This window comes from Comamonas sp. MYb69, from assembly GCF_037479315.1.
Taxonomy (GTDB): Bacteria; Pseudomonadota; Gammaproteobacteria; order Burkholderiales; family Burkholderiaceae_C; genus Comamonas.
The window spans coordinates 208,457-231,524 of record NZ_JBBGZG010000005.1 but is presented as its reverse complement, the minus strand read 5'-3'; the positions used below and the strand labels follow the sequence as shown (position 1 = coordinate 231,524).

Here is a 23,068-nt window from a genome sequence, read left to right as displayed (position 1 = left end):
TCCGACCATTATTTAAAAGCCTGTTGCATGCAAATGCGACAGGCTTTTTCATATTGGAATCTTTGAAAACGGTGGCTGGGTTTGCTGCTTGCCAACAACGCCAGGCAGCAGCTGCGGTGCAGATGTGGCACGATAGCGCAGCCTCCGTGTTTGATCTATGCCCACACAGTTCCACCCTGTCACCTACGCCGATTCAAAGCCCCGCGCGCCGCGCGATCGCTGGGACCACCTGGATGTGCTGCGAGGCCTGGCAATGGTCTGGATGACGGTCTTCCACCTCTGCTTTGATCTGAGCCATCTGCAGCTGTGGCGCCAGGATTTCTACCACAACCCCGTCTGGACCTGGCAGCGCAGCGCCATTGTCAGCCTGTTCCTGCTGTGCGCAGGCCTGGCCCAAGCCGCAGCCCAGAGCAAGCAGACCAGCGCCACCCGGTTTTACCGGCGCTGGGCGCAGGTGGCAGGTTGTGCACTGCTGGTCAGCGCCGGCTCCTACCTGGTGTTTCCCAACAGCTTTATCTACTTTGGCGTGCTCCATGGCATGGCGGTGATGCTGTTGCTGCTGCGCCTGCTGCAGGGCTGCAGCAACCGCCTGCTGTTGTGCCTGGCGATAGTTTGCATGCTCGCGCCAGGCCTCTACCACTATGCGGCCAGCAGCTTGCCTACCGCGCTCGTCGAGTGGCTCAACACCAAGCCGCTCAGCCCCTTGGGCTTGGTGACGCGCAAACCCGCCACCGAGGATTTTGTTCCGATCCTGCCCTGGCTGGGTGTGATGCTGTTGGGCTTGGGTATTGGCCGCCAGCAGATGGCCAAGCCCGGTGCCTGGCTGCCGGGCTACCTGGCGCGGCCTGCGCAAAGCTGGGCCAGCCGCAGCCTCGCCTGGCTGGGGCGCCACAGCCTGCCTTACTACATGCTGCACCAGCTGGTGCTGCTGGGCGGTTTGATGCTGCTGGTGCTGTTGCTGCCTACCGCACTGGATTGAGCCAAAGCACTGCGCTGCAGGCTCAGTCCGCCTGCGGGTCATCAAGCAGACGCGCTGCCTTGTTCGCCAGCGGTGCCTCGGCGCGAAAATAACCCAGCACCGTCGCCGCACTTTGGTGGCCAGTCATCGCCATCGTGTCGGCCAGCGCCATGTTCTGGCGGCCGGCCTCGGTCACAAAGCCCGAGCGCAGCGAGTGCGCAGAAAAATCCCCCTCAACGCCCGCGAGCGCGCAGCGCTCCTTGACGATGTTGTTGACCGACAGCGCGCTCAGTGCCGCGTCGCCCACCTGGCCGTTTTTGAACACGCGTCGAAATATAGCGCCCTCGTGGATGCCCGAGGCCTCCAGCCACTGGGCCAGTGCTGCGCCGGCCACGCCAACGATGGGCTTGAAGTTCTCTGGCCGGGCGGAACCGCTCTGGTTGGTTTTGGACAGGCGTAGGTCATAGAGATACTGGCCCGGGCCCATGGCCTGCAGCCATTCCATGCGCGCGTCCGCCACCTCTGATCTCCGGCGTCCACCACTGGCCCAGGCAAACAGCAGCAAGGCGCGGTCACGCCGCCCCCTCAAGCTGTCATCACAGGTGGCGAGCAACTGCTCCAGCAAGGGGCGGGTGAGGGCGGCCTTTTTCTGCTCCAGCATGCCCCGGCGCGCATAGGCCTTGCGCAGGTGCTGCAGTGCCTCGCGTACCTCGGCGCTGTGGCAGGGGTTGGGCAGCGCCTGGTGGCTGTGCGCCTTGGAGAGCACCGCAATCCGGTGCACCAGGGTGGAATGCGCCAACGCCCCCCGTTTTCCCTTGAAGCCTTGTTGCACGAGCTGCGCGTCCAGCGCCGGCGGCAGGCCGGACTGCGCGCCTTGCGCGCCCAGGTGCTCGCTGTGGTCGGCCACAAACTGCAGCACCACATTGGCCGGCAAGGGCAGGGCAATGGCCTGGCCATAACGCAACCAGTACCAGGCGGCCCAGTAGCGCAGAGCGCTTTGGTAGCTGTTGGTGGTGTTTTCGGATGCAGCTTCCAGCCGCAAGGCATGCAATGCGTCTTGCGCCGATGCGGACAGCAGCTCCGGCTGCAGTGGCGCGGCGCCAGGCGGTGCAGCGGGCAGCAAATCTGTATCTACCGGCATAGGAAGAGGGGCGTAAGACTTCATATTTATTAAATATTACATGCTATGTATGATATATTACACACAACAGACAGATTACTTGCGATAACAATCTCTTATCGATAGTAATCGGAAAAGGGTTCAAAAAATGGAAATTTCGCGTGCCACGCGCAGCGTACAAAAAGAAGATGTCTGGCAGGCGGCCGATGCGCTGCTGCTGGAGGGCAAACGGCCAACGATTGAGCGGGTGCGCCAGAAGATTGGCCGCGGCTCGCCCAATACGGTAAGCCCCATGCTGGAGGCTTGGTTTGCCACCTTGGGACCGCGCCTGGGGGCGGGAGGAGGGGGCAGCGCCCTCAATGGCGAGCCTGATAGCGCCGTTGGCAAAGGCTTACCGCCCGTGCTGGTGCAGGCGCTGCAGCAACTCTGGGAGCAGGTGCAAGCGCAGGCGGCGCAAGCGGCAGATGCGCTGTTGGAGCCCGTGCGCGAAGATCTGCAGGCGCAGCAGCAAGCGCTGGACGAGGCCCAGCAAGCCCTGGCGCAAGAGCGCAGCCTGATGGCCCAGCAACGCGCCGCCACCGAGCAGGCGCTCGCCGTGGCCCATGCCCAGATCAAGATGCAAAGCGGGCGCCTGGCTGACTTGGAGCAGGCCGGCCGGCAAAAGGACCAGTTTGCGGCCACCCAGCAGCAGCGCCTGCAGGCGCTGGAGCAGGAGCTGTTTGCCAACCGCAAAGCCCGCGATGAGGCCGACCTGGCCCATGCCGAGCAGCTGCGCGAGCTGCAGCACAGCGCCCAGCTGCAGCAGCACAGGGCATTGCAAGAGCTTGACCGCGCACGCCAGGACACCAAGCAGGCGATGGCAGCCCAGCGCGCCGAGCAAGAAAAGCTGGCCAAGCTCGAAGCCCAATGGCAGCAGGACCGCCAGACCCTGCAGGGCCAGCGTGAGCAGCAAGCCGCGCAGCTGCAGCAGGCGCAGGCCCAGGTGCAGCAGCTCCAGCACCAGCTGCAGAGCGCGCAGGCAGCCCATGCGCAGGCCATGGCGCTCCAAAGCCATCAGCATGAGACTGCGCTGGCCCAGCTGCGGCTGGAGCAGGCCCAAGCGGGCAGGGCAGGGGATTCTATCGCCGCAGCAGACACTGGGGCAGGCAACGGCCGCCGCTCCATGCGCAGCGTGGCGCCAGCGGCCCGGCCTCTGCGCAGGCTGCCGGGCTCGCGCCTGCGTGGCAAAAACTAGGCCGTCTGCACTGCGGGTCTCGCCTCAGGCGAGCGTCAACCAGATAAATCCAGCCAAGGCCAGATAAAACACCACCAGGCCCGATCAGGCCATGCTGCTCATCGCTGCCGCATCTACCGCATCGTCTGCCAGCGCCACTTCACCGCGCGCCAAGGCATCGGCCACGGTGTTCTTGTGGCGCGGCACCCAGCGCACCTCCAGCTGTGCAAAGCCGGCACGCAGAGAACGGGCCTGTTCATACAGTGCAGCCAAGCGGGCAATCGGCTTGGCGGCGGGCTCTGCCATTTGCGCGGCCAGAATGCTGCTGTCGGTGTGCAGCAGCACCTCGCGTGCGCCCATGCCTTGCAGCCATTGAAGGGCATGGATGGCGGCCAGTGCTTCGGCCTCGTTGTTGCAGCCGGTATGGCCCAGTGCCTGGCTAAAGCGGTGGCTCGCCCCATCGGGCGCATAGGCAATGCCGCCAATGCGCATGCGCCCCGGGTTGGGCAGGGCGCTGCCGTCGATATAGGCGATCCAGGTGGCTGATGTCATGCGAGCAGCATAAAGTGGCGCCCAATCCAGCGCAGGACCACTGGGAATGGCGGCCTTCAGGCGCAGGATGCCAGGTCACTGTAGCGCCTGCGATACAGCCCAAATGCCTCGTCAATATGACGAACGTCTGTGTCATCCAAGATTCGCCAATCCGCCATGCCATTGTCACAAAGGCTTCCGATACTCCATCGATCCTATTAACCCAGGCGAGAGAGTACGCAATGAAGAACTGGAAAAAGCTGGTGGCTGCAGCTGCCGCCATGGCAGCAACGGGCCTGGTGTATGCCCAAAAGACGGAACTGACGGTCTACACGGCGCTCGAGATGGACCAGCTCAAGGCTTATGAGACGGCCTTCAACAAGAACCACCCCAACATCGCGCTGAAATGGGTGCGTGACTCCACCGGCGTCATCACCGCCAAGCTGCTGGCCGAAAAAGCCAACCCCAAGGCCGATGTGATCATGGGCGTGGCGGCATCGAGCCTGGCGATTTTCGACAAGAACGACATGCTGCAAGCCTATGCGCCCAAGGGTCTGGAGGCGATCACCGCCAAGTACCGCGACAGCAAGAACCCACCCCACTGGGTTGGTATGGACGTGTTTGGCGCCACCATCTGCTTCAACACCGTCGAAGCCAAGAAGCGCAACATCCCCATGCCCACCAGCTGGCAAGACCTGACCAAGCCCGAGTTCAAGGGCCAGGTGGTGATGCCCAACCCCGCCTCGAGCGGCACTGGCTACTTTGATGTCGCTGCCTGGCTGCAGCTGTTTGGCGACGACAACGGCAACGGCGGCGGCTGGAAGTACATGGATGCGCTGCACGAGAACATTGCGCAGTACACCCACTCGGGCTCCAAGCCCTGCAACATGGCCGCCCAGGGCGAGTATGTCGCCGGTATCTCGTTTGAATACCGCGCGCACGCCAACAAGGCCAAGGGTGCACCGATCGAGCTGGTGTTTCCCAAGGAAGGCCTGGGCTGGGATCTGGAAGGCATCAGCATCTACAAGGGCACCAAGCACGCCGATGCCGCCCAAAAGCTGGTGGACTGGGCCGTGAGCAAGGAGGCGATGGAGCTGTACGGCAAGAACTTTGCCGTTACCGCCATGCCCGGCGTTGCACCCAAGCTGGCCAATATTCCTGCCGACTATGAGTCGCGCCTGATTCCGCTGGACTTCTCCAAGATGGCCGACAGCCGCGATCGCGTGCTGGCCGAATGGACCAAGCGTTACGACGCCAAGAGCGAGGCCAAGAAGTGAGTGACAGGGAGACAGCGCGTTTGCCAGTAGCGCAGGGCCAGGCGGCGCAGACCACGCCCGTGCGCGATACCTCGTATGCATTCGAGTCCGCCGAGCAGGGCTTGCGCCGTGGCAACGAAGAGAGTGGCCCGCCCTTTTTGGAGATTCGCCATCTGCACAAGTCCTACGGCAGCTTTACCGCCTTGCAGTCGATCAACCTGCAGATTCGCCGTGGTGAGCTGGTATGTTTTCTGGGCCCCTCGGGCTGCGGCAAGACCACCTTGCTGCGCGCGATTGCCGGGCTCGAAGCCCAGACCAGCGGCGAGATCTGGCAGGACGGCAAGAACATCTCCCAACTGCCCGCTTCCCAGCGGGACTACGGGATCGTCTTCCAGTCCTATGCGCTGTTTCCCAATCTGACGGTCGCTGACAACGTGGCCTATGGCCTCGTCAGCCAGCGCCAACCCAAGGCCCTGGTGGCCCAGAAGGTGCAAAGCCTGCTGGACACCGTGGGCCTGTCGGTGAGCGGGGGCAAGTACCCGGCCCAGCTGTCGGGTGGCCAACAGCAGCGCGTGGCCCTGGCCCGTGCGCTGGCGATGTCACCCGGCCTGCTGCTGCTCGATGAGCCGCTGTCCGCGCTGGACGCCACCGTGCGCGTGCACTTGCGCAACGAGATCCGGGCGCTGCAGCAGCGCCTGTATGTCACCACCATCATGGTCACGCATGACCAGGAAGAGGCGATGGCCATGGCCGATCGCGTCGTGGTGATGAACCATGGCGTGGTCGAGCAGGTGGGCACGCCCCGCGACATCTACCAACGCCCGGCCACCCCGTTTGTGGCGGAGTTCATCGGCAAGGCCAACAAGCTGCAGGCCCTGGCCGCCGGCAATGGCGGCATCACCTTGGCAGGCCACAAGCTGTACTGCCCGCAGGCGCCGCGCATGAGCCCCGGCGAAAGCCTGCATGTCTACCTGCGGCCAGAAGACTGCAGCGTGCATGACTGCACGGCCATGCCGCCCATCGGCAGCGCGCCTGCGCCCAATGGCGCGCCGGTGCTCACCGGTGTCGTCGAGCAGCTGGAGTTTCTCGGAGCGCTGTGCATCGTCCATGTCGATGTGCAGCGTCTGCCCGAGCGCCATGTGCAGCTGCAGCTGAGCCCGGCGCAGTGTCTGCAGCTCGATATCCAGGTGGGGCGCTGGTTGCAGTTTTCCATCCATGCGCAGCAGTTGAAGATTTTTGCCCAGGCCGCCTGAGCCCGGCCGTTGCCCTGGCAAGCGCCGGGGCAGGGGCCGCTCGCGGCCATGTCCCCGGTCACGGGGCCTTACCGACACACTATGACCTCATCCGTTTCAGCGCCCGCAGCGCTCCCCCGCCATACCGGCCTGCATGCCGCGCCCAGTGACCGCATCGCGCAACTGGCGCTGGTCGCCATCACCGCGCTGCTGCTGCTTGGCCTGTTGGCACCGCTGGCCGCCTTGCTGGGCCAGGCCTTTGCGCCCACCTCGGGCGACGAGGGCTCGGTCTTCATGCGCTTTGTGCGCTATTTCCAGTCGCCCGCGCTGCTGGGCAGCCTCTGGAACAGCCTCTGGGTATCGCTGGTGGTCACCGCCCTGGTCATCCCGCTGGCCTTTGGCTTTGCCTATGCCATCACGCGTTCGGGCATCCGCGCCAAGGGCCTGCTGCGCAGCATCAGCCTGCTGCCCTTGCTGGCACCCTCGCTGCTGTCCGCCATCTCGCTGATCTACTGGTTTGGCAACCAGGGCGTGCTCAAGTCCGTGCTCAATGCGCTGGGGTTTGACACCATCTACGGCGCGCCCGGCATTGTGCTGGCCCAGTGCTTTGCCACGTTTCCGCATGCGCTGATGATTCTGATCACCGCACTGGCCCTGGGCGACCAGCGCCTCTACGAGGCCGCCACCGCGCTGGGGGCCAGCCGCACGCGCCAGTTCCTGACTGTGACCTTGCCCGCGGCGCGCTATGGCGTTGTCTCGGCCGCGCTGGTGGTGTTTACCTTGGTGATCACCGATTTCGGCATCCCCAAGGTGATCGGCGGCAATTTCAACATGCTCGCCACCGATGTGTTCAAGCTGGTGATCGGCCAGCAGGATTTCCAGCGTGGCGCCGTCGTGGCCTTGCTGCTGCTGCTGCCTGCCGTCATCACCTATGCGATTGACCGCCAGGTGCAGAAAAAGCAGACCGCGGTGCTGACCGCGCGCGCCGTGGTGCTGCAGCCCAGCCGCCATGCCGCGACCGACCGCTTTTGCAGCCTGCTGTGCTGGACGCTGGCCGCGCTGATGCTGGCCATGTTCGGCATGGCCATCTTTGCATCTCTGGTGCAGTTCTGGCCCTACCAACTGGACCTGACCCTGAGCCACTACACCAGCGGCCTGGTCGATGCCGGTGTCGATACCGCCGTCTTCAACAGCCTGACCATGGCCGCGAGCGCTGCGGTGGCCGGGCCCATCGTGGTCTTCATGGGCGCCTATCTGCTGGAAAAAACCAAGGGCATGCCCGCGCTGCGCCCGGTGCTGCGCATGCTGGCCATGCTGCCCATGGCCGTGCCCGGCCTGGTGCTGGGCCTGGGCTATATCTTCTTTTTCAACGCCCCTGGCAACCCGCTGAACTTTTTGTACCAGACCATGCCCTTGATGGTGCTGTGCACGGTGATGCACTACTACACCACCGGCCATATGACCCTGGTGACGGCGCTCAAGTCAATTGATGGCGAGTTTGAATCGGTCAGCGCCTCGCTCAAGGTGCCGTTCTACCGCACCTTGTGGAAGGTGACCCTGCCGATGTGCCTGCCGGCCTTGCTGGAGGTCTCGCGCTACTTCTTTGTGGCCGCGATGACCACGATCTCGGCCGTCGTCTTCCTCTACTCGCCAGAAACCCGCCTGGGCGCGGTTGCGATCCTGAACCTGGATGAGGCCGGCGACATGGCCGCTGCCGCTGCGATGGCGGTGATGATTGCCGCGATCAGCTGCGTGGTGACCGTGCTCTACCAGGCGCTGGGCTGGTGGTTGAACAAGCGCACGCAGGCTTGGCGCAAGCGCTGATTGCGTTGATGGACAAGATGATTTGAGAACCAGGAAAGACAGGAATGACGGTGGGAAGCACTAGTTTTGATGTGATTGTGGTGGGTGCAGGCATTGTGGGCCTCGCCCATGCCTATGAGGCGGCACGCCGGGGCCTTACGGTCTGCGTGGTCGACCGGGATGCCGCCTGCGTGAGCGCGTCGATCCGCAATTTTGGCTTTGTGACGGTGACCGGCCAGGGGGCAGGGGACACCTGGCGCCGCGCCCGCCATGCGCGCGACGTCTGGGCCGAGCTTGCGCCCAAGGCCGGTATAACGGTGCAGCACCAGGGCCTGAACCTGGTGGCGACACGCGACAAGGCGCTGGATGTGTTGCAGGCCTTTATGCACACCGAGATGGCCCAGAGTGTGAATTGCACACTGTGGAGCCCCGAAGAGGCCGCCCGCCACGCGCCCGAGCTGCGGCTGGACCAGGCCAAGGCCGTGTTGCACAGCCCCATTGACCTGCGGGTCGAATCGCGCGACGCGATCGCCCAGCTGACGCGCTGGCTGGCCGAGCAGATGCAAGTCACCTTCCGCTTTGGCGAAGCGGTGTTGGAGGTGGCCACGCCCAAGGTCGTGACGGCCAAGGGGCAACTGCATGCCGAGCGCGTGGTGGTCTGCACCAATGCCGACATCCATGGCCTTTACAGCGCGCTGTTTGCCAAACACAAGGTGCAGCTGTGCCAGCTGCAGATGCTGCGCGTACAGCCCGCTGGCAATCTGCGCCTGAACGCATCGGTGATGGGCGACCTGAGCCTGGTGCGCTACCACGGCTACAGCAAGCTGCCCGAGGCGCGCGCCTTGCTCGAGCAACTGCAGCAGGAAGAGGGCGAAAGCCTTGCCCATGGCATCCACCTGATCGCCGTGCAAAGCGCTGACGGCAGCCTGGTGGTCGGCGATTCGCACCACTATGGCGCCTCCGTCCAGCCCTTTGCGCAGGACGAGGTTGATGCGCTGATGCTGCGCCATATGCGCGAAGCATTGAACATTGGCGACTACCGCGTCACCGAGCGCTGGGTAGGCATCTACCCCTCGGCCCCACACACGGACTGCTTTATCGAGGCGCCGGACGCCGCCACCCGCGTGGCGATCGTCACCAGCGGCACGGGCGCGAGCACCGGCTTTGGCGTGGCACACGACACCTTTGCCCATTGGTAAGGGTTGCCGGGCACGCGGAACGACACATCTCTTATATAGACAGCCCCTACACGGACCCTGGCCAGTGGCCGGGCCAAGGGGCAGAGGACACCATGACGAATTTTCACAACCCCCAACGCGTACAAGCCGTTGTTTTTGACTGGGCCGGCACGATTGTCGACTTTGGCTCACGCGCGCCGATGGGCGCCTTTGTGCAGCTGTTCCAGGATTTCGGCATCGAGATCAGCATTGCCCAGGCCCGGGGCCCAATGGGTTCTGCCAAATGGGACCATATTGCAGCGCTGTGCCAGCTGCCCGAGGTGGCAGCGCAGTGGGAGCGCCGCTATGGCAAGCCGGTGGCCAACAACGATATCGACCATCTCTACGAGGTGTTCACGCCGATGAACGCCCGCGTGGTCGGTGATTTTACCGACTTCATCCCCGGCGCGTTGGAAGTGGTCAACCGCCTGCGGCTCGACGGCATCAAGATCGGCAGCACCACCGGCTACAACCGCCCAATCATGGATGTGCTCGAACCCATCGCCGCCCGCGCCGGCTACGCGCCAGACAACATCGTCTGCGCCGGCGACCTGGCCGCTGGCCGCCCCAGCCCCTTGATGATGTACCGCTGTTTTGCCGATCTGGGTGTCTGGCCTGCCTCGACCGTGGTCAAGGTGGACGACACCGGCGTCGGCATTGCCGAAGGGCTGAATGCCGGTTGCTGGACGGTTGGTGTGGCAGTCAGCGGCAATGCCAATGGCCTGTCCTTGCCCGAATGGCAAGCACTGAGCTCGGATGAGCAAGCCGACATCCGCAGCAGCGCCAGCGAACAGCTGCGCAGCGCCGGCGCCCATTTTGTGATCGACAGCGTGGCCGACCTGCTGCCGGTGATTGAGCAGATCAACCAGCACCTGCAGCGCCAGGAGCTGCCCGCCCAAGCTGCCGCTTGATGCGCTAAACAGATAAGCGCCAAGAGCAGGGCGCCGACCAGCAAAAAAGCCGCTGCAGGCATCAACCCGCAGCGGCTCTTTGACGTTGCTGAAACCCGAGGCTTACTTGGCCTTGTAGGTATCGCCCAGCACCACACCTTCACGGCGTGGATCGGCGCCACCGCTCAGGCGGGCTTCGCCTGCCGCATTGGCGGTACGGATAACCGTGCCCACACCGCTGGATTGCGCATTGACCGACACGGTGTGGCCCATGGCGCGCAGCGCCAGCACCAGCGGATCGTTGTCACCGCTGTTGGTGGCATTGATGTTGGGGTGCTCGCCGCCCAGGTTGGTGGTGCGGCTGTTGGAGGCGCCAAAGTTCACCAGGTTGGTGGCTTGCTGGGCATCCAGGCCCCAGTCCAGTGCGCCGACCAGGGTCTTGGTCACGAACTGGATGATGGTGGCGCCGCCAGGCGAGCCGGTGGCCATCTTGAAAGCGCCAGGTTGGCCGTCCGCCGTGGCGTCAAACACCAGCGTGGGCGCCATCGAGCTGCGTGGGCGCTTGCCCGCTTCCACCTTGTTGGCGATCGGCAGACCATCGGCCGAGGTTGGCGCGGCGGAGAAGTCGGTCAGCTGGTTGTTCAGCACAAAGCCCTGGGTCATGTGGTAGGAGCCCATGCCGGCCTCCACCGTCGTGGTCATGCTGACCACGTTGCCCTTGCCATCGACGATGGTCATGTGCGTGGTGCCCGCTTCAGCCACCTTGCCTACACCCAGACGGGTGTTGCCAAACTGGCCGGCGGTCGCGGTGCCCATGCTTTGGGTGGTAGAGATCAGCGCGGCGCGCGACTTCAGGTAGCTCTTGTCCAGCAAGGTGCTGTAGAGCGGGCCGGGCAGGGGGGTGAAATCGGTGTCGGCCACATACATGTCGCGGTCGGCGTAGGCCATGCGCTCGGCTTCGCTCACCAGGTGCACGCCCATGGCGGTCGGCTTGCCGCCTTCCAGATCCAGCGCGGTGGGCTTGTGCGGGGCCAGGTCAAAATTCTCCAGCACACCCATGGCCTGCGCCACGGCAATACCGCCGGACGAGGGTGGTGGCATGCCGCAGATCACGTACTTGGCGCGGTAGGTGGTGCAGACGGCATCGCGCTTCTTGGCCTGGTAGCCAGCCAGGTCAGCCATCGTGGTCACGCCAGGGGTGATAGGCGCGCCTGTGGTCACGTTCTGGGTCACGGCGATCTTGTCGACAATGCCTTGTGCCACGGATCCGGTGTAGAACGCATCCGCACCGCCGGTCGCCATCTTGGTCAACGTAGCTGCGTAAGCGGGGTTCTTGAAGGTCTCCCCCAGGCCCTTGGTCGAGCCGTCGGCGTTGAAATACAGGGCCAGCGCATCGGCATCGGCCTGCAGCGCGGTCTTGGCACCGGCCAGAGCATCGGACATGCGGCCGCTGATCTTGAAGCCATTGGTGGCCAGGTCGATACCCGGCTGGATCAGGTCCTTCCAGGGCTTGGCGCCGTGGTCCTTGTGGGCCAGGTCCAGCATGCGCACGGCGCCCGGCGTGCCGATGGAGCGGCCGCTGGCACGGGCGCTGGGCAGCGGCGTGGTCTGCGTGCCGCTGTCGATGTAGCGCAGGTAATCTGGGGTCGCGGCCGCAGGGGCGGTTTCGCGGCCGTCATAGGCCGTCACTTTTTTGGTCGCAGCATCGTAGTACAGCATGAAGGCGCCGCCGCCAATACCGCTGGACTGGGGCTCCACCAGACCCAGCACCATCTGCACGGCCACCGCTGCATCCACCGCCGAGCCACCAGACTTCAGCACCTCACAGCCGGCCTTGGAGGCCAGAGGATTGGCCGTCACCACCATGTACTTATGGCCCTCGACCACTTTCTTGCCAGTGCGGTAGCCCGAAGCCAGCTCAGGGAACGAAGGATCGCCCGGCAGACCGGAGCCCACCACTACCGATCCGTCCGACGTGCCAGCCTCGCAAGCCGTGCTCACCAGATCGTCTTGGTCGTTATGGCTGGAGCCGCCGCAGGCGGTCATCGTCAGCGCGACGATCGCCGCCAATGCCGCCATGCTGTAGCGCGCAGGTACGGCGCGCAGCGATTTTTCGTTTTTCATATAACTTTTCCTTGGATCAATTGACAGGAAATTGTCTTAGCAAAACGAATCATCGAGACGCTGTATAAGCCGTGGTTAACCCTCGGTTTGGCAACAAATTGACCGCCTTGCCCCGGCGGGGCCGGTGAGAGGTTCCTGGTTCGGTGCTGGTCTGTTGGCTAGGCAGAAATGTGACTTAACATAATATACATCGTATCAATTAGCTAGGTATTGATGAGAAGGCATCGTGGCAGCAACACCAGCACCATTGCCTGGACACGCGCAAACTCTGTGTCTCAGCGCTCTGGCCGTATGTCAGCCCCCGACTTGTCATCCTTCACCAGCACCCAGCGGTAGCCAGCCGGCGCCACCGGCGGCTGCGCTGTTTGCATCAATCTACGGCGGTCGCCCAGGTTTGAGGCATTGATGCCGTTCTTGATCGCTGCCTTCAACAGCTCATAACCGACCCACAACGAGATCACGGTAGCGATCAATGACCAGAAAAGCATCCAAGCGAGCTGTCGGTCTATCTCCATCTGCAGTCTTGCCCAATCCATGGCCGTTCCTCCTGCCGCGCAGTGTAGCTGCGTGCGGGTCTGAAACCCTTCAGCGCATGCAAGCGCTGTAACAGGAACCTCAGCACCGGGCCCGGAATTGCTCGTCCCGCGCGCGTTGCCGTTCCTCTCGGATCCATTCCATTTTGCGCGCGGTACCGCCAACTCTGGCGGCGGAATCCAGATATTCCACCCTTTGCTTGAATTCCTCGCAACGCGCTTCGTTCGATCGTCCGCTGCCAGGCGCAGCCGAATGGTAGTGATGACGGGCCTGGCTAGTTCGGCGAGCATCGTCCGCCCGTTTTCGTTGGGCGATGGCCATTTGGGTCTTCCAGTCCATATTGCTCGGCACTCTGACGCTCTCGACCAGGTCCCATCGCTCCTGGGAACATGGCCGGTCGATCCACCACAGCTCGGATTTGTCGGGTCGTTTACAGAGGTAGATCAGCCGGGTCAGTGGTCCATCCGGGTTGCTGACTGCGGGCGTGACATCAATGGTTTTGGCATTTTTGCAGGGCTCGGAGCTATAGCTATTGCCGCAGCGGTAGACCTCTTGGGCACCGGCTGAGCCTGCCAGCAGCAGGCCCAGCACGATCAAAAATCGCATACATCTCCTTACGCATTCTTGACGCGCATCCTAGCGAGTCGCCCTGCTCCCCGCATAGAAAAAGGCCTGCGACTGATCAGGCCTTCGAGCCATCGTGCTGTCCACTGACCAATAGCCCCGCTTCGCATCTGATTCATGGGCGCCCTGCTTTGACTTGCCCAGACTCTTTTTCCACCGACTGCTCGGCCCGATAGTCGTGACAGCATGTGCCGGTCTTAATACAAGCCGGCTGTACGCTGAGATCGACCGAATTCAGGTATTTTTCGTCCGAAAATCCGTCTTCTCTCGGTTCCACTTCGTAAGTGATTTGAGCGTTTCCTGTATTTAGGAGAGTAAGTACTAGTTCGATGTTGTGTAGACGTGCTAATGCTAGCTCCCGATGGGCCTTCATTGCTGGCGCAACCACGATCATCGATTCAATACCCAAACCGTCACGCCACTTGATAAACCACTCGGCCAAAGCACGGGCATTTTTAGCTCCTATACCCGAGCTAGATTCGTCTAACTGCAGAGTGACCATCCGGTCGCCGAGACTGCATGCGCTTGCATAGGTCGATACCCAAAGCAATAGACCTATGGCTAATTTGGATATCTTGGAACAATTATTCATTTAAATGTCTGTTATTTAATTTTGATTCCAAGAATATAAGCTGCGAGCGAGTCAGCATTAATCTTAGCCTGGTTCGTTTTATCTGAAATAGATTTCGCATTTCGAATCCCATAATAACTATCATTTGATGCAGCCACGTCACGAAAATGGGTTATTTCGTGCAGCAAAATTGATAGCTGAGAATCTCTCGGGAGAAACTCTTGAGTACCATAGATCCTATTGAAAGGATCTTTCTTAAAGAACTCAGATGCTAAGAGAATTCTGTGGCCCATGGTATCTATCGGGCAGACAGCAGCATCGGCGCTTGGATCTATATGACCAGAACATCCTACTAGTCTAGTATGGGCCGTGTCGTAGGGAAGGAAATCCTCTACCCTCAAGCCACGAAGCACTCGGAGGACAGAGCTTACAATCGGAAGCAGATAGTCTCGGATGTCGCCTTCAGCGCTACCAAACCAGTACTGGGTCAATGCTTTTGCCTCAGAATCCCAGCGACTCAAACTTGAGTGGCGTATTTCTGTGAAAGCGATGGCCTCTTTTATCAGACCCATGATGTGCTCCGCAAAGCGCTCGTCTTCAAGACTATCACTTCCAAGCGCTGTAAATCGAGGTGCTGCATCTTGAGGGAGTTCGTGGGTACCCGGCTTCTTATATGCAATATTTGCTACACTATAGTTTTCATGAATAAGCAAATGATCATGCCAACCCAGCTGAGGTGCTTGGTGCCAAACTGGTGACTGATCCAAATTTATACTTCCCCCTCTTGAAAATTTTCGCATTGGTGCGATGCCGTTGAGAGGCCCCGGAATTTTAAAAAATGGCATGACATACCCCTTTTGATCATTCAGTCCAAAGAATATACGCTATGAGAATTAAATCAATCATAGTTTTAGGGAATTGACCATGGAGGATTTAGATGAAAAAAGGCCTGCGTTTAGGCAGGCCTTTGAGTAGTAGCGCTATTACGGCCTCAATCCCAGATCGGAGCCAGTCCCTCAGGATTCACCTCACGGCCATTGCGCTCCAGCTGCGCGATGCGGGCCATGTCCTCGGCATCGAGCACCAGTTGCTGGGCGAGCAGGTTGCTGGCCAGGTTCTCGCGCTTGGTCGAAGACGGGATGACGGCGTAACCCAGTTGCAGCGCCCAGGCCAGGGCGACCTGGGCGACGGTGGCTTGGTGCTTGTTGGCGATCTCGGCCAGCAGCTGGTCCTTCAGCACCTTGCCGTAGGCCAGGGTCATGTACGAGGTCACGGCAATGCCTTGCTCCTGGAGGAAAGCGGTCAACTTGTGGCTTTGCAGGTAGGGGCTGAGCTCGATCTGGTTGGTGGCGATCTCCCCTGCTCCCACGGCGGCAATGGCCTGGCGGGTCAGGTCGATATTGAAGTTGGAAATACCGATCTGGCGGGTGAGGCCCAGGGCCTTGGCTTCGGCCAGCGCGGTCATGAACTCTTGCAATTCCACACCATTGCCGGGGGCGGGCCAGTGGATCAGGGTCAGGTCCACATAGTCGCTGCGCAGCTTTTTAAGGCTGTCCTTGAGGCTAGGGATCAGCTTGGCCTGGCTGTAGTTGTTGGTCCAGATCTTGGTGGTGACAAACAGCGCTTCGCGCGCAATTCCGCTGTCGGCCATAGCCTGGCCCACTTCGGCTTCGTTGCCGTAGATCTGCGCGGTATCGACCGCCCGGTAACCCAGCTCCAGCGCATTGCGCACGGAATCGACGACTACCTGCCCTTGCAGACGGAAAGTACCAACGCCAAATCGAGGAATAGACATGAAAAACTCCTTGGGAAAAATTCGGGAAGAAAATTGCGGCAGACCTGCAGCGCTTGGATCAGCAACCAGGTCTTGATCGCATTGGCGGCCAGTTTGCGCTTTTCATCCTTGCAGATAAAGCCCTGGACCAACAATATTCTTTTGAAGAAATATCAACTATCAAGCCCTACCCTGCTCCTTGCGCGGCTTCACCAGGCCTAGAAAGCAAAAAAGCTCCTCGCGCAGCCTGTGGTCTGCACGAGGAGCCGTAGGCCCACATAGCAATGTTTAGATATGGCCCGCCGCCGCTGCAGCACCAGCCTGCCCACGGCGCATGCGGCCCTGGATCAACACCAGGCCCAGCCCGCCCGCCGCGAGCGCCGCGCCTGCCCAGGCCACCGCTGCATAGCCCAGGCCCTGGCCGATCACAGCACCACCCAAGGCGGCGCCGACGGCATTGCCCAGGTTGAAGGCGCCGACATTGACGGACGAGGCCAGGCCCGGCGCCTCGGCGGCGGCCTGCATCACCCGCATCTGCACCGGAGGCACCATGCCAAAGGCGGCTGCACCCCACACCACCAGGCCAATGCCTGCGCCCAGATGGCTGCCGAGCGCCCAGGGCAGCACCAGCATGATGAGGGCCAGGGCGAGCAGAATCAGGCGCGTGGCACCATCGAGCGACCAGTCGGCCAGGCGCCCGCCCAGGCTGTTGCCGATGGTGAAACCCACACCAATCAGCACCAGCGCAAAGGCGATGAAGCCGGGGCTCGCATGGGTGATCTCGGTCAGCACCGGGGCCACATAGGTGTAGAGCGTGAACATCGAGCCGGCACCCAGCACCGTGGTGCCCATGGCCAGCAGCACCTCGGGGCGCGTCAGCACCTTGAGCTCGCGGCGCACATCAGGGCGTGTGCCGGCCTCGCCCTTGGGCAGCACCATCCACAGTGCGGCAATGGTGATCAGGCCCAGCGCAGCGGTGCCGGCAAAGGCCAGCCGCCAGCCCACTTGCTGGCCGATCCAGGTGGCAGCGGGCACACCGCCAATATTGGCCACCGTCAGGCCCATGAACATGGCCGCAATGGCGCTGGCCTGCTTGTCCTTGGGCACCACGCTGGCCGCCACCACGGCGCCAATGCCAAAGAAAGCCCCATGGTTGAGGCTGGTCACCAGGCGCGACAGCAGCAAGGTGGTGTAGCCAGGGGCCAGTGCCGAGAGCAGATTGCCCACGGTGAAAATCAGCATCAGGGTGACCAGTGCAGCGCGCCGGCCAAAGCGGCTGAACAGCAAGGTCATCACCGGTGCACCCAGCATCACGCCCACGGCATAGGCCGACACCAGCATGCCCGCCGTGGGAATGCTGACATCGACACCCTGGGCGATGACGGGCAAAAGCCCCATCGGGGCAAACTCGGTCGTGCCAATGGCGAACGCACCAATGGCCAAGGCGAACAAAACAGCGGAAGACTTCATAGCCTCTAGTGTGCCCTGCTAATATTTGCAGATTAAGTACGATCGCCACCAAAATCTTTTGACGCCAGGGCAACAATGAAGACCACGCTCGATGAATTGCAGGCCTTTGTGGCCGTGGTCGATACCGGCTCGATCACCGCAGCGTCCGAGTTGCTGGACCAAACGGTGTCCGCCACCAGCCGCACCCTGGGCCGGTTGGAAGAAAAGCTGCAAACCACCCTGCTGCGCCGCACGACACGCCGCCTGGAGCTGACCGAAGAAGGCAGCGCCTTCTTGCAGCGGGCACGCGCGATTCTGGTGTCGGTGGATGAGGCCGAAGAGCTGATGGCCGCCCGGCGTGTACGGCCCGCCGGGCGCCTGCGCGTGGATGCGGCCACGCCCTTTATGCTGCATGTGCTGGTGCCCCTGGTCCACAGCTTTCGCGCCAAGTACCCGGAGGTGGAGCTGGAGCTGCACTCGCACGAAGGGATTGTGGACCTGATCGAAAAGCGCAGCGATGTGGCCTTTCGCATTGGGGCGCTCAAGGATTCGAGCATGCATGCGCGGCCCGTCGGCATCAGCCGCATCCGGGTGCTGGCCAGCCCCGGCTACCTGGCGCGCCATGGCACCCCGAGCAGCCCCCAGCAGTTGGCCCAGCATGTATTGCTGGGCTTCACCCAGCCCGATTCGCTCAATGAATGGCCGCTGCGTGATGCCAGCGGCGAGCTGCTGCGCATCCAGCCCGCTATCGCATCTTCGAGCGGCGAGACGCTGCGCCATATGGCCCTGGCGGGCTTTGGCATCGTCTGCCTGTCCGACTTCATGACCCGGGCAGACCGCGACAGCGGCCAGCTGGTCCCCTTGTTCGGCGACCAGCTGCTCGATGTGCGCCAGTCCATCCATGCGGTGTACTACCGCAATACGGCGCTGGCCTCGCGCATCACCTGCTTTGTCGACCATGTGATTGGCGCGCTGGGAGCGCAGCCCTTTAGCGACTGAGCTGCGCCGCCCCAGTTTTGCAGCGCTGCCCTGCTCTCCCCGGCTGGGGCGCGCCCATCAGTGAGCCTCCTCATTCGATGGGCCTTGGCCCACCACCAGCGCCGTCAGCTCGCTGATCTGGTAGACGGCGTTATCGGCCTGCATGCTGTCCAGCGTTGCAGGCCGCAAGGGGCCACGGCCCGGGGCGCCCAACAGCATCACGGTGATGTGCAACTGCGGGCAGCGCAGGCGCAGGCTCTCGCACATCTGGCTGAGCTTGCCCAGCGGATTGGAGTGAAAGCTGCAGATGCACAGGTGGCGCACCCCGTCATAGAGGGACAGATCGCCCTGGCGCAGAACCGTCTCGATCGACACCGCGCGGGTGCTGCTGTCCACGCCGTGCAGCCGCAGCGCATGGGCGGCCATGGTGGCGGCATGCCTGTCAATATCCCACTGCATGCCCACGCAGACCACGGTCTGTGCCGGTGGCTTGCCCTCGGTTACCGGGGCAAGCGCGGTGGGCCGGTAGTGGCGCTGCAGGCCACTGAGCAGCATGGCCACGGCCTCAGAGAGGCGCTGGCGTTGTGGCGGGCTGGCGGCATGGCGGTACTGCTGCGCGGCAATCAGCAGCGCGGGCACGGCCACCTGGTCATAGAACTGGGTGACAGCCAAGGCCTGTTCATGCTGGCTGGGCTTGGGGGACAGCGCCTGGTCGATGTTTTCCGAAGCCACATCAATGGCCTGGTCCACATCGCCGCGCCACAGGCGCTGCAGCAGTTTCTCGGGCGGGTCAAACACGGCCTGGCTACCCAGCAAGATCTCCAAAAAGCCCATCCCCGGGATATAGCGGCCCAGCACCAGCAGGCAGACCGTCAGCGGCGTCGACAAGATCAGGCCGACAGGCCCCCACAGCGCGGTCCAGAAGGTCGCTGCCAAAATGATGGACAAGGTCGACAGGCCCGTGCTGGCCCCATACAGCCAGGGCTCGATGATGTTGTTGCTCAGCAGCTCCAACAGCAGAATCAAGGCCAAGGTCCACAGCAGCAGGCTCCAGCCCGGGTCGACCGCAAAAGCCAGGGTGAGCGGGAACACCGCCGACGCCATCGGGCCGATATAGGGCACAAAGCGCAGCACCGCAGCCAAAATGCCCCAGAGAATCGCGCCAGGCACGCCAATCCACCACAGCCCCAAAGCCATCGGCACACCATAGCTCAGGTTCACAAAAAGCTGCATGCGCAGATACTGGCCAATGCGGGTGGCGGCATCGTCGAGCGCGTCTGATGCCATATGGGTGTTGGGGCCCATCAGGCGCAGCAGCCGGTCCTGCAGGCCGCTGCGGTCCAGCAGGATCAAGACGACAAACAAGAACACGATGCCGGTGGTGGCCAGCGGCTCGGCCACCTTGCTCAGCAGCTCCAGCGCCTTCTGGATGGGCTTGACGGCAGGCTCCTGCACTTCCACCTTCTGCACCCGGCGCGTGCGCGCATCGCCCTGCCCGATCTCCGTCTCCACGGTGTTGAGCACCTTGACGGCGCCATCCCAAACACCCGGGCCATTGAAATAGGGTTTGACATGGCGCAGCTTCTGGCGAATGGTGTTTTGATAGGTGGGCAGCTCGGCGCTGAGGCTGGTGACCTGGCCGCCCACATAGATAGCGCCCGCGCCCAGCGCGCCCAAGGCCAGCACCATCACCAGCGCCACCGACAGCACCCGGGGCATGCCCCAGCGCTTGAGCCGGCTGACCGCCGGGTCCAGCAAAAATCCCAGCAGCGCTGCCAAGGCCACCGGCAGCAGCACATCCCGGCCCACATACAGGCCCAGAATCACCACCGCCGCGATGACCATGCCCACCATCAGACGCAAGCCGGGCACGATTGCCAACAGCGGCGCCAGGGTGTCCTGGGTGGACAGCCCGGCGCGGCGGCGCCCCGCAGCGCGCCTGCCGCTGCGTTCTGTCTCGCCCAGCGGGCGCTTGGGCCCAGGAACAGGCTGGGCTACAGGCTCATCGTCGGGCGCGGGGTGGTCGGGTGGCATGGGGGCAAGGGCTCAGAGGGGAGGGACTACGCAGCTGCTATTACATCCAATTTCCGGGCGGGCGGATGTCATCTTTGGCCGATTTTTGAAGCGCTAGCCGCGCTCAATAAAAAACCGCAAGGCCGAATGGCACTTGCGGTCCGCGCAGGCCATCAGCCCGTGCTTATTTTTTGAGGCCCTGCAGCTTGGCAAAGGCCGAGGCCATTGCGTTTTGCTGCGCAGGTTGGTTGGCGCGCGCGGGCTGGGTGTAGCCGCCCCGGCCGCCACCGCCCTGGCCCCGGCCAGCCGCTTCAAAGCGGTTGTCACGCGGGCCGTCGCGGCGCGGGGGCGCGGCGTCCAGCTTCATCGTCAGGCTGATGCGATTGCGCTCCACATCCACTTCCAGCACCTTGACCTTGACGATCTGGCCGGTCTTGACGGCTTCGCGGGCATCTTCGATGAACTTGTAGCTCATCTGGCTGACGTGAACCAGGCCATCCTGGTGCACGCCCAGGTCGACAAAGGCGCCAAACTGGGCGACGTTGCTCACGGTGCCTTCCAAGGTCATGCCTTCGCGCAGGTCCTTGATGTCTTCCACGCCTTCGTTGAAGCGGGCCACGACAAAGTCGGGGCGCGGGTCACGGCCGGGCTTTTCCAGCTCGCCCAGAATGTCGGAGATCGTGAGCGCGCCAAACTTTTCGCTGACAAAGCGCTCGGCCTTGAGGCTCTTGAGCACCTCGCCCCGGCCCATCAGCTGGTCCACCGGCTTGCCGGTCGTCGCAATGATCTGCTCGACCACCGCATAGGTTTCCGGGTGCACGCCGGTCATGTCCAGCGGGTTGTCACCACCCCGGATGCGCAAAAAGCCTGCTGCCTGCTCAAAGGTCTTGGCGCCCAGGCCGGCCACATCCATCAGCTGCTTGCGGTTCTTGAACGAGCCATTGGCATCGCGCCAACGCACCACCGACTTGGCCACCGTGCCCGACAGGCCGGAGACACGGCTGAGCAGTGGCGCAGAGGCCGTATTCAGGTCCACGCCCACCGAGTTCACGCAGTCTTCCACCACGGCGTCGAGCTGGCGGGCCAGCTCGCTTTGGTTCACATCATGCTGGTACTGGCCCACGCCAATGCTCTTGGGGTCGATCTTGACCAGCTCGGCGAGCGGATCCTGCAGGCGGCGGGCAATCGATGCCGCTCCGCGCAGGCTGACATCGACATCGGGCATCTCAAGCGCCGCAAATTCGCTGGCCGAGTAGACCGAGGCACCCGCCTCGCTCACCACCACCTTCTCGATCTTCTTGTCTGCTTTTTCAGCAATGCGGATCAGGTCGGCGGCCAGCTTGTCGGTCTCGCGGCTGGCGGTACCGTTGCCGATTGCGATCAGGTTGATCTGGTGCTTTTCCACCAGGCGTGCCAGCACGGCCAGCGAGCCCTCCCAGTCGCGGCGCGGCTCATGGGGGTAGACGGTGGTGGTGTCCACCAGCTTGCCGGTATGGTCCACCACGGCCACTTTCACGCCAGTGCGGATGCCCGGGTCCAGTCCCAGCACGGCGCGCTGGCCGGCAGGCGCTGCCAGCAGCAGGTCGCGCAGGTTGTCGCCAAACACCTTGATCGCCACTTTTTCGGCGTCTTCGCGCAGGCGGGAGAACAGGTCGCGCTCGGTGGACAGGCTGAGCTTAACGCGCCAGGTCCAGGCCACGCACTTGCGGATCAGGTCATCGCTGGCGCGCTTGGCATGGCTCCAGCCCAGGTGCAGCGCAATCTTGCCCTCGGCGAGGCTCGGCTGACCCGGCTCGGGCGCCACGCCAGGCTGCAGCTCGGGCTGCACCAGCTTGGCTTCGAGCACTTCGAGCGCGCGGCCGCGGAACACGGCCAGCGCACGGTGCGATGGCACGCGGCCAATAGGCTCGTCATAGTCAAAGTAATCGCGGAACTTGGCGACCTCGGGGTCGTTTTCGTTTTTGGCGTCCACCTTCTTGGAGCGCAGCAGGCCTTCGGCCCAGAGCCATTCACGCAGCTTTTGCACCAGCGCCGGGTCTTCGGCCCAGCGCTCGGAGAGGATGTCGCGCACGCCATCGAGCACGGCCAGCGGGGTGGAAAAATCCGGACCGGGCTTGCCATCGTCGAGCACCGTGGCGGGCTTGCAAAAGGCCTGGGCCTCTTGCTGCGGATCGAGGCTCGGGTCGGCAAACAGCTTGTCGGCCAGCGGCTCAATGCCAAACTCCTTGGCGATCTGGCCCTTGGTGCGGCGCTTTTGCTTGAAGGGCAGGTAAATGTCTTCAAGCTCCTGCTTGGTCGGCGCGCGGGCAATGGCTAGGCGCAGCGCATCGGTCAGCTTGCCCTGCTCGTCGATGGCTTTGAGCACTGTCTCGCGCCGGTCCTGCAGCTCCCGCAGATACGTCAGGCGCTCTGCCAAATCCCGCAGCTGGGTGTCATCGAGACCACCGGTGGCTTCCTTGCGGTAGCGGGCAATAAAGGGCACCGTCGCCCCGCTGTCCAGCAATTCCACGGCCGATGTCACCTGCGATTCGGCAACCTTCAGCTCAGCTGCAATCTGCGCAATGATTTTTTGCATGCTCTACGCTCGCTCCAATGCTTCTCTGGCAAAAGAGCCAGTGTGCCATAGCTGCTGGCAGCCACTGGGGATTTGAACAGTTGCCGGATTTGAAAAATGTAATTTTTATAGCGATCGGTAGTGCCTCTACACGGGGGATGCGTGTCGCAGGCGGCCTTCGGCGCCAATCGTCAAACAATGCGAATCGCAGCGCGAGCGGTGGCATA

At 62.7% G+C, this 23,068-nt stretch carries 19 protein-coding genes; 8 read left to right on the top strand and 11 right to left on the bottom strand.

Going from position 1 to position 23,068, the window contains the following annotated elements:
• The first annotated feature begins 157 nt into the window (after nucleotides 1–157).
• The gene (locus WH303_RS09315; protein WP_021028387.1) at nucleotides 158–979 is read left to right on the top strand and encodes a heparan-alpha-glucosaminide N-acetyltransferase; all 822 of its coding nucleotides are present in this window, start codon (nucleotides 158–160) and stop codon (nucleotides 977–979) included.
• Between the two features lie 22 nt (nucleotides 980–1,001).
• Here the strand turns inward: WH303_RS09315 and WH303_RS09310 are convergent, their stop codons facing one another.
• Nucleotides 1,002–2,099, bottom strand: coding sequence for a site-specific integrase (locus WH303_RS09310; protein WP_339518115.1), 1,098 nt, complete (start codon nucleotides 2,097–2,099; stop codon nucleotides 1,002–1,004).
• A 127-nt stretch (nucleotides 2,100–2,226) separates the two neighbouring features.
• On the opposite strand from WH303_RS09310, the gene WH303_RS09305 reads away from it, so the two are divergent.
• Complete coding sequence (locus WH303_RS09305; RefSeq protein WP_339518114.1) at nucleotides 2,227–3,312, top strand: DNA-binding protein; 1,086 nt, start codon at nucleotides 2,227–2,229, stop codon at nucleotides 3,310–3,312.
• 84 nt (nucleotides 3,313–3,396) lie between these two features.
• Here WH303_RS09305 and WH303_RS09300 read toward each other — a convergent pair whose 3' ends face one another.
• A complete protein-coding gene (locus WH303_RS09300) occupies nucleotides 3,397–3,843 on the bottom strand; it encodes a ribonuclease HI family protein (RefSeq protein WP_021028390.1) in 447 nt (148 codons plus the stop codon).
• A 221-nt stretch (nucleotides 3,844–4,064) separates the two neighbouring features.
• On the opposite strand from WH303_RS09300, the gene WH303_RS09295 reads away from it, so the two are divergent.
• The 5 genes from WH303_RS09295 to phnX all read left to right on the top strand — a co-directional run bounded on the left by WH303_RS09295 (nucleotide 4,065) and on the right by phnX (nucleotide 10,241).
• The gene (locus WH303_RS09295) at nucleotides 4,065–5,099 is read left to right on the top strand and encodes a putative 2-aminoethylphosphonate ABC transporter substrate-binding protein (protein WP_339518113.1); all 1,035 of its coding nucleotides are present in this window, start codon (nucleotides 4,065–4,067) and stop codon (nucleotides 5,097–5,099) included.
• 137 nt (nucleotides 5,100–5,236) lie between these two features.
• Nucleotides 5,237–6,331, top strand: coding sequence for a putative 2-aminoethylphosphonate ABC transporter ATP-binding protein (locus WH303_RS09290; protein ID WP_198424372.1), 1,095 nt, complete (start codon nucleotides 5,237–5,239; stop codon nucleotides 6,329–6,331).
• Between the two features lie 81 nt (nucleotides 6,332–6,412).
• Nucleotides 6,413–8,134: a putative 2-aminoethylphosphonate ABC transporter permease subunit gene (locus WH303_RS09285; protein WP_339518112.1), complete on the top strand. Its 1,722-nt coding sequence runs from the start codon at nucleotides 6,413–6,415 to the stop codon at nucleotides 8,132–8,134.
• A gap of 44 nt (nucleotides 8,135–8,178) precedes the next feature.
• Nucleotides 8,179–9,312 (top strand): TIGR03364 family FAD-dependent oxidoreductase, encoded by a 1,134-nt coding sequence (locus tag WH303_RS09280; RefSeq protein ID WP_339518111.1) that lies wholly within the window; start codon nucleotides 8,179–8,181, stop codon nucleotides 9,310–9,312.
• 92 nt (nucleotides 9,313–9,404) lie between these two features.
• A complete protein-coding gene (gene phnX / locus WH303_RS09275) occupies nucleotides 9,405–10,241 on the top strand; it encodes a phosphonoacetaldehyde hydrolase (protein ID WP_339518109.1) in 837 nt (278 codons plus the stop codon).
• A gap of 102 nt (nucleotides 10,242–10,343) precedes the next feature.
• On the opposite strand, the gene ggt is transcribed toward phnX, so the two are convergent.
• From ggt to WH303_RS09240, 7 genes are all read right to left on the bottom strand, one after another.
• Entirely contained in the window at nucleotides 10,344–12,344 is a 2,001-nt protein-coding gene (gene ggt, locus WH303_RS09270) for a gamma-glutamyltransferase (RefSeq protein WP_339518107.1), read from the bottom strand.
• A gap of 275 nt (nucleotides 12,345–12,619) precedes the next feature.
• The gene (locus WH303_RS09265; RefSeq protein WP_043341505.1) at nucleotides 12,620–12,880 is read right to left on the bottom strand and encodes a hypothetical protein; all 261 of its coding nucleotides are present in this window, start codon (nucleotides 12,878–12,880) and stop codon (nucleotides 12,620–12,622) included.
• Nucleotides 12,881–12,959: 79 nt separating this feature from the next.
• The gene (locus WH303_RS09260) at nucleotides 12,960–13,484 is read right to left on the bottom strand and encodes a hypothetical protein (protein WP_339518105.1); all 525 of its coding nucleotides are present in this window, start codon (nucleotides 13,482–13,484) and stop codon (nucleotides 12,960–12,962) included.
• Between the two features lie 133 nt (nucleotides 13,485–13,617).
• Nucleotides 13,618–14,094 (bottom strand): hypothetical protein, encoded by a 477-nt coding sequence (locus WH303_RS09255; RefSeq protein ID WP_339518104.1) that lies wholly within the window; start codon nucleotides 14,092–14,094, stop codon nucleotides 13,618–13,620.
• Nucleotides 14,095–14,105: 11 nt separating this feature from the next.
• A complete protein-coding gene (locus WH303_RS09250) occupies nucleotides 14,106–14,918 on the bottom strand; it encodes a M35 family metallo-endopeptidase (RefSeq protein ID WP_084635920.1) in 813 nt (270 codons plus the stop codon).
• 146 nt (nucleotides 14,919–15,064) lie between these two features.
• Nucleotides 15,065–15,868: a 2,5-didehydrogluconate reductase DkgB gene (gene dkgB / locus WH303_RS09245; protein WP_339518101.1), complete on the bottom strand. Its 804-nt coding sequence runs from the start codon at nucleotides 15,866–15,868 to the stop codon at nucleotides 15,065–15,067.
• A gap of 267 nt (nucleotides 15,869–16,135) precedes the next feature.
• Nucleotides 16,136–17,317: an MFS transporter gene (locus tag WH303_RS09240; RefSeq protein ID WP_339518100.1), complete on the bottom strand. Its 1,182-nt coding sequence runs from the start codon at nucleotides 17,315–17,317 to the stop codon at nucleotides 16,136–16,138.
• 75 nt (nucleotides 17,318–17,392) lie between these two features.
• Between WH303_RS09240 and WH303_RS09235 the strand changes: the two genes are divergently transcribed.
• The gene (locus WH303_RS09235; RefSeq protein WP_339518098.1) at nucleotides 17,393–18,295 is read left to right on the top strand and encodes a LysR family transcriptional regulator; all 903 of its coding nucleotides are present in this window, start codon (nucleotides 17,393–17,395) and stop codon (nucleotides 18,293–18,295) included.
• A 57-nt stretch (nucleotides 18,296–18,352) separates the two neighbouring features.
• Here the strand turns inward: WH303_RS09235 and WH303_RS09230 are convergent, their stop codons facing one another.
• Nucleotides 18,353–20,308 carry an AI-2E family transporter gene (locus WH303_RS09230; RefSeq protein WP_339518097.1) on the bottom strand — a complete coding sequence of 652 codons (1,956 nt, stop codon included), beginning with the start codon at nucleotides 20,306–20,308 and terminating at the stop codon, nucleotides 18,353–18,355.
• A gap of 163 nt (nucleotides 20,309–20,471) precedes the next feature.
• Complete coding sequence (locus WH303_RS09225) at nucleotides 20,472–22,862, bottom strand: Tex family protein (protein ID WP_339518095.1); 2,391 nt, start codon at nucleotides 22,860–22,862, stop codon at nucleotides 20,472–20,474.
• Nucleotides 22,863–23,068: the final 206 nt, after the last annotated feature.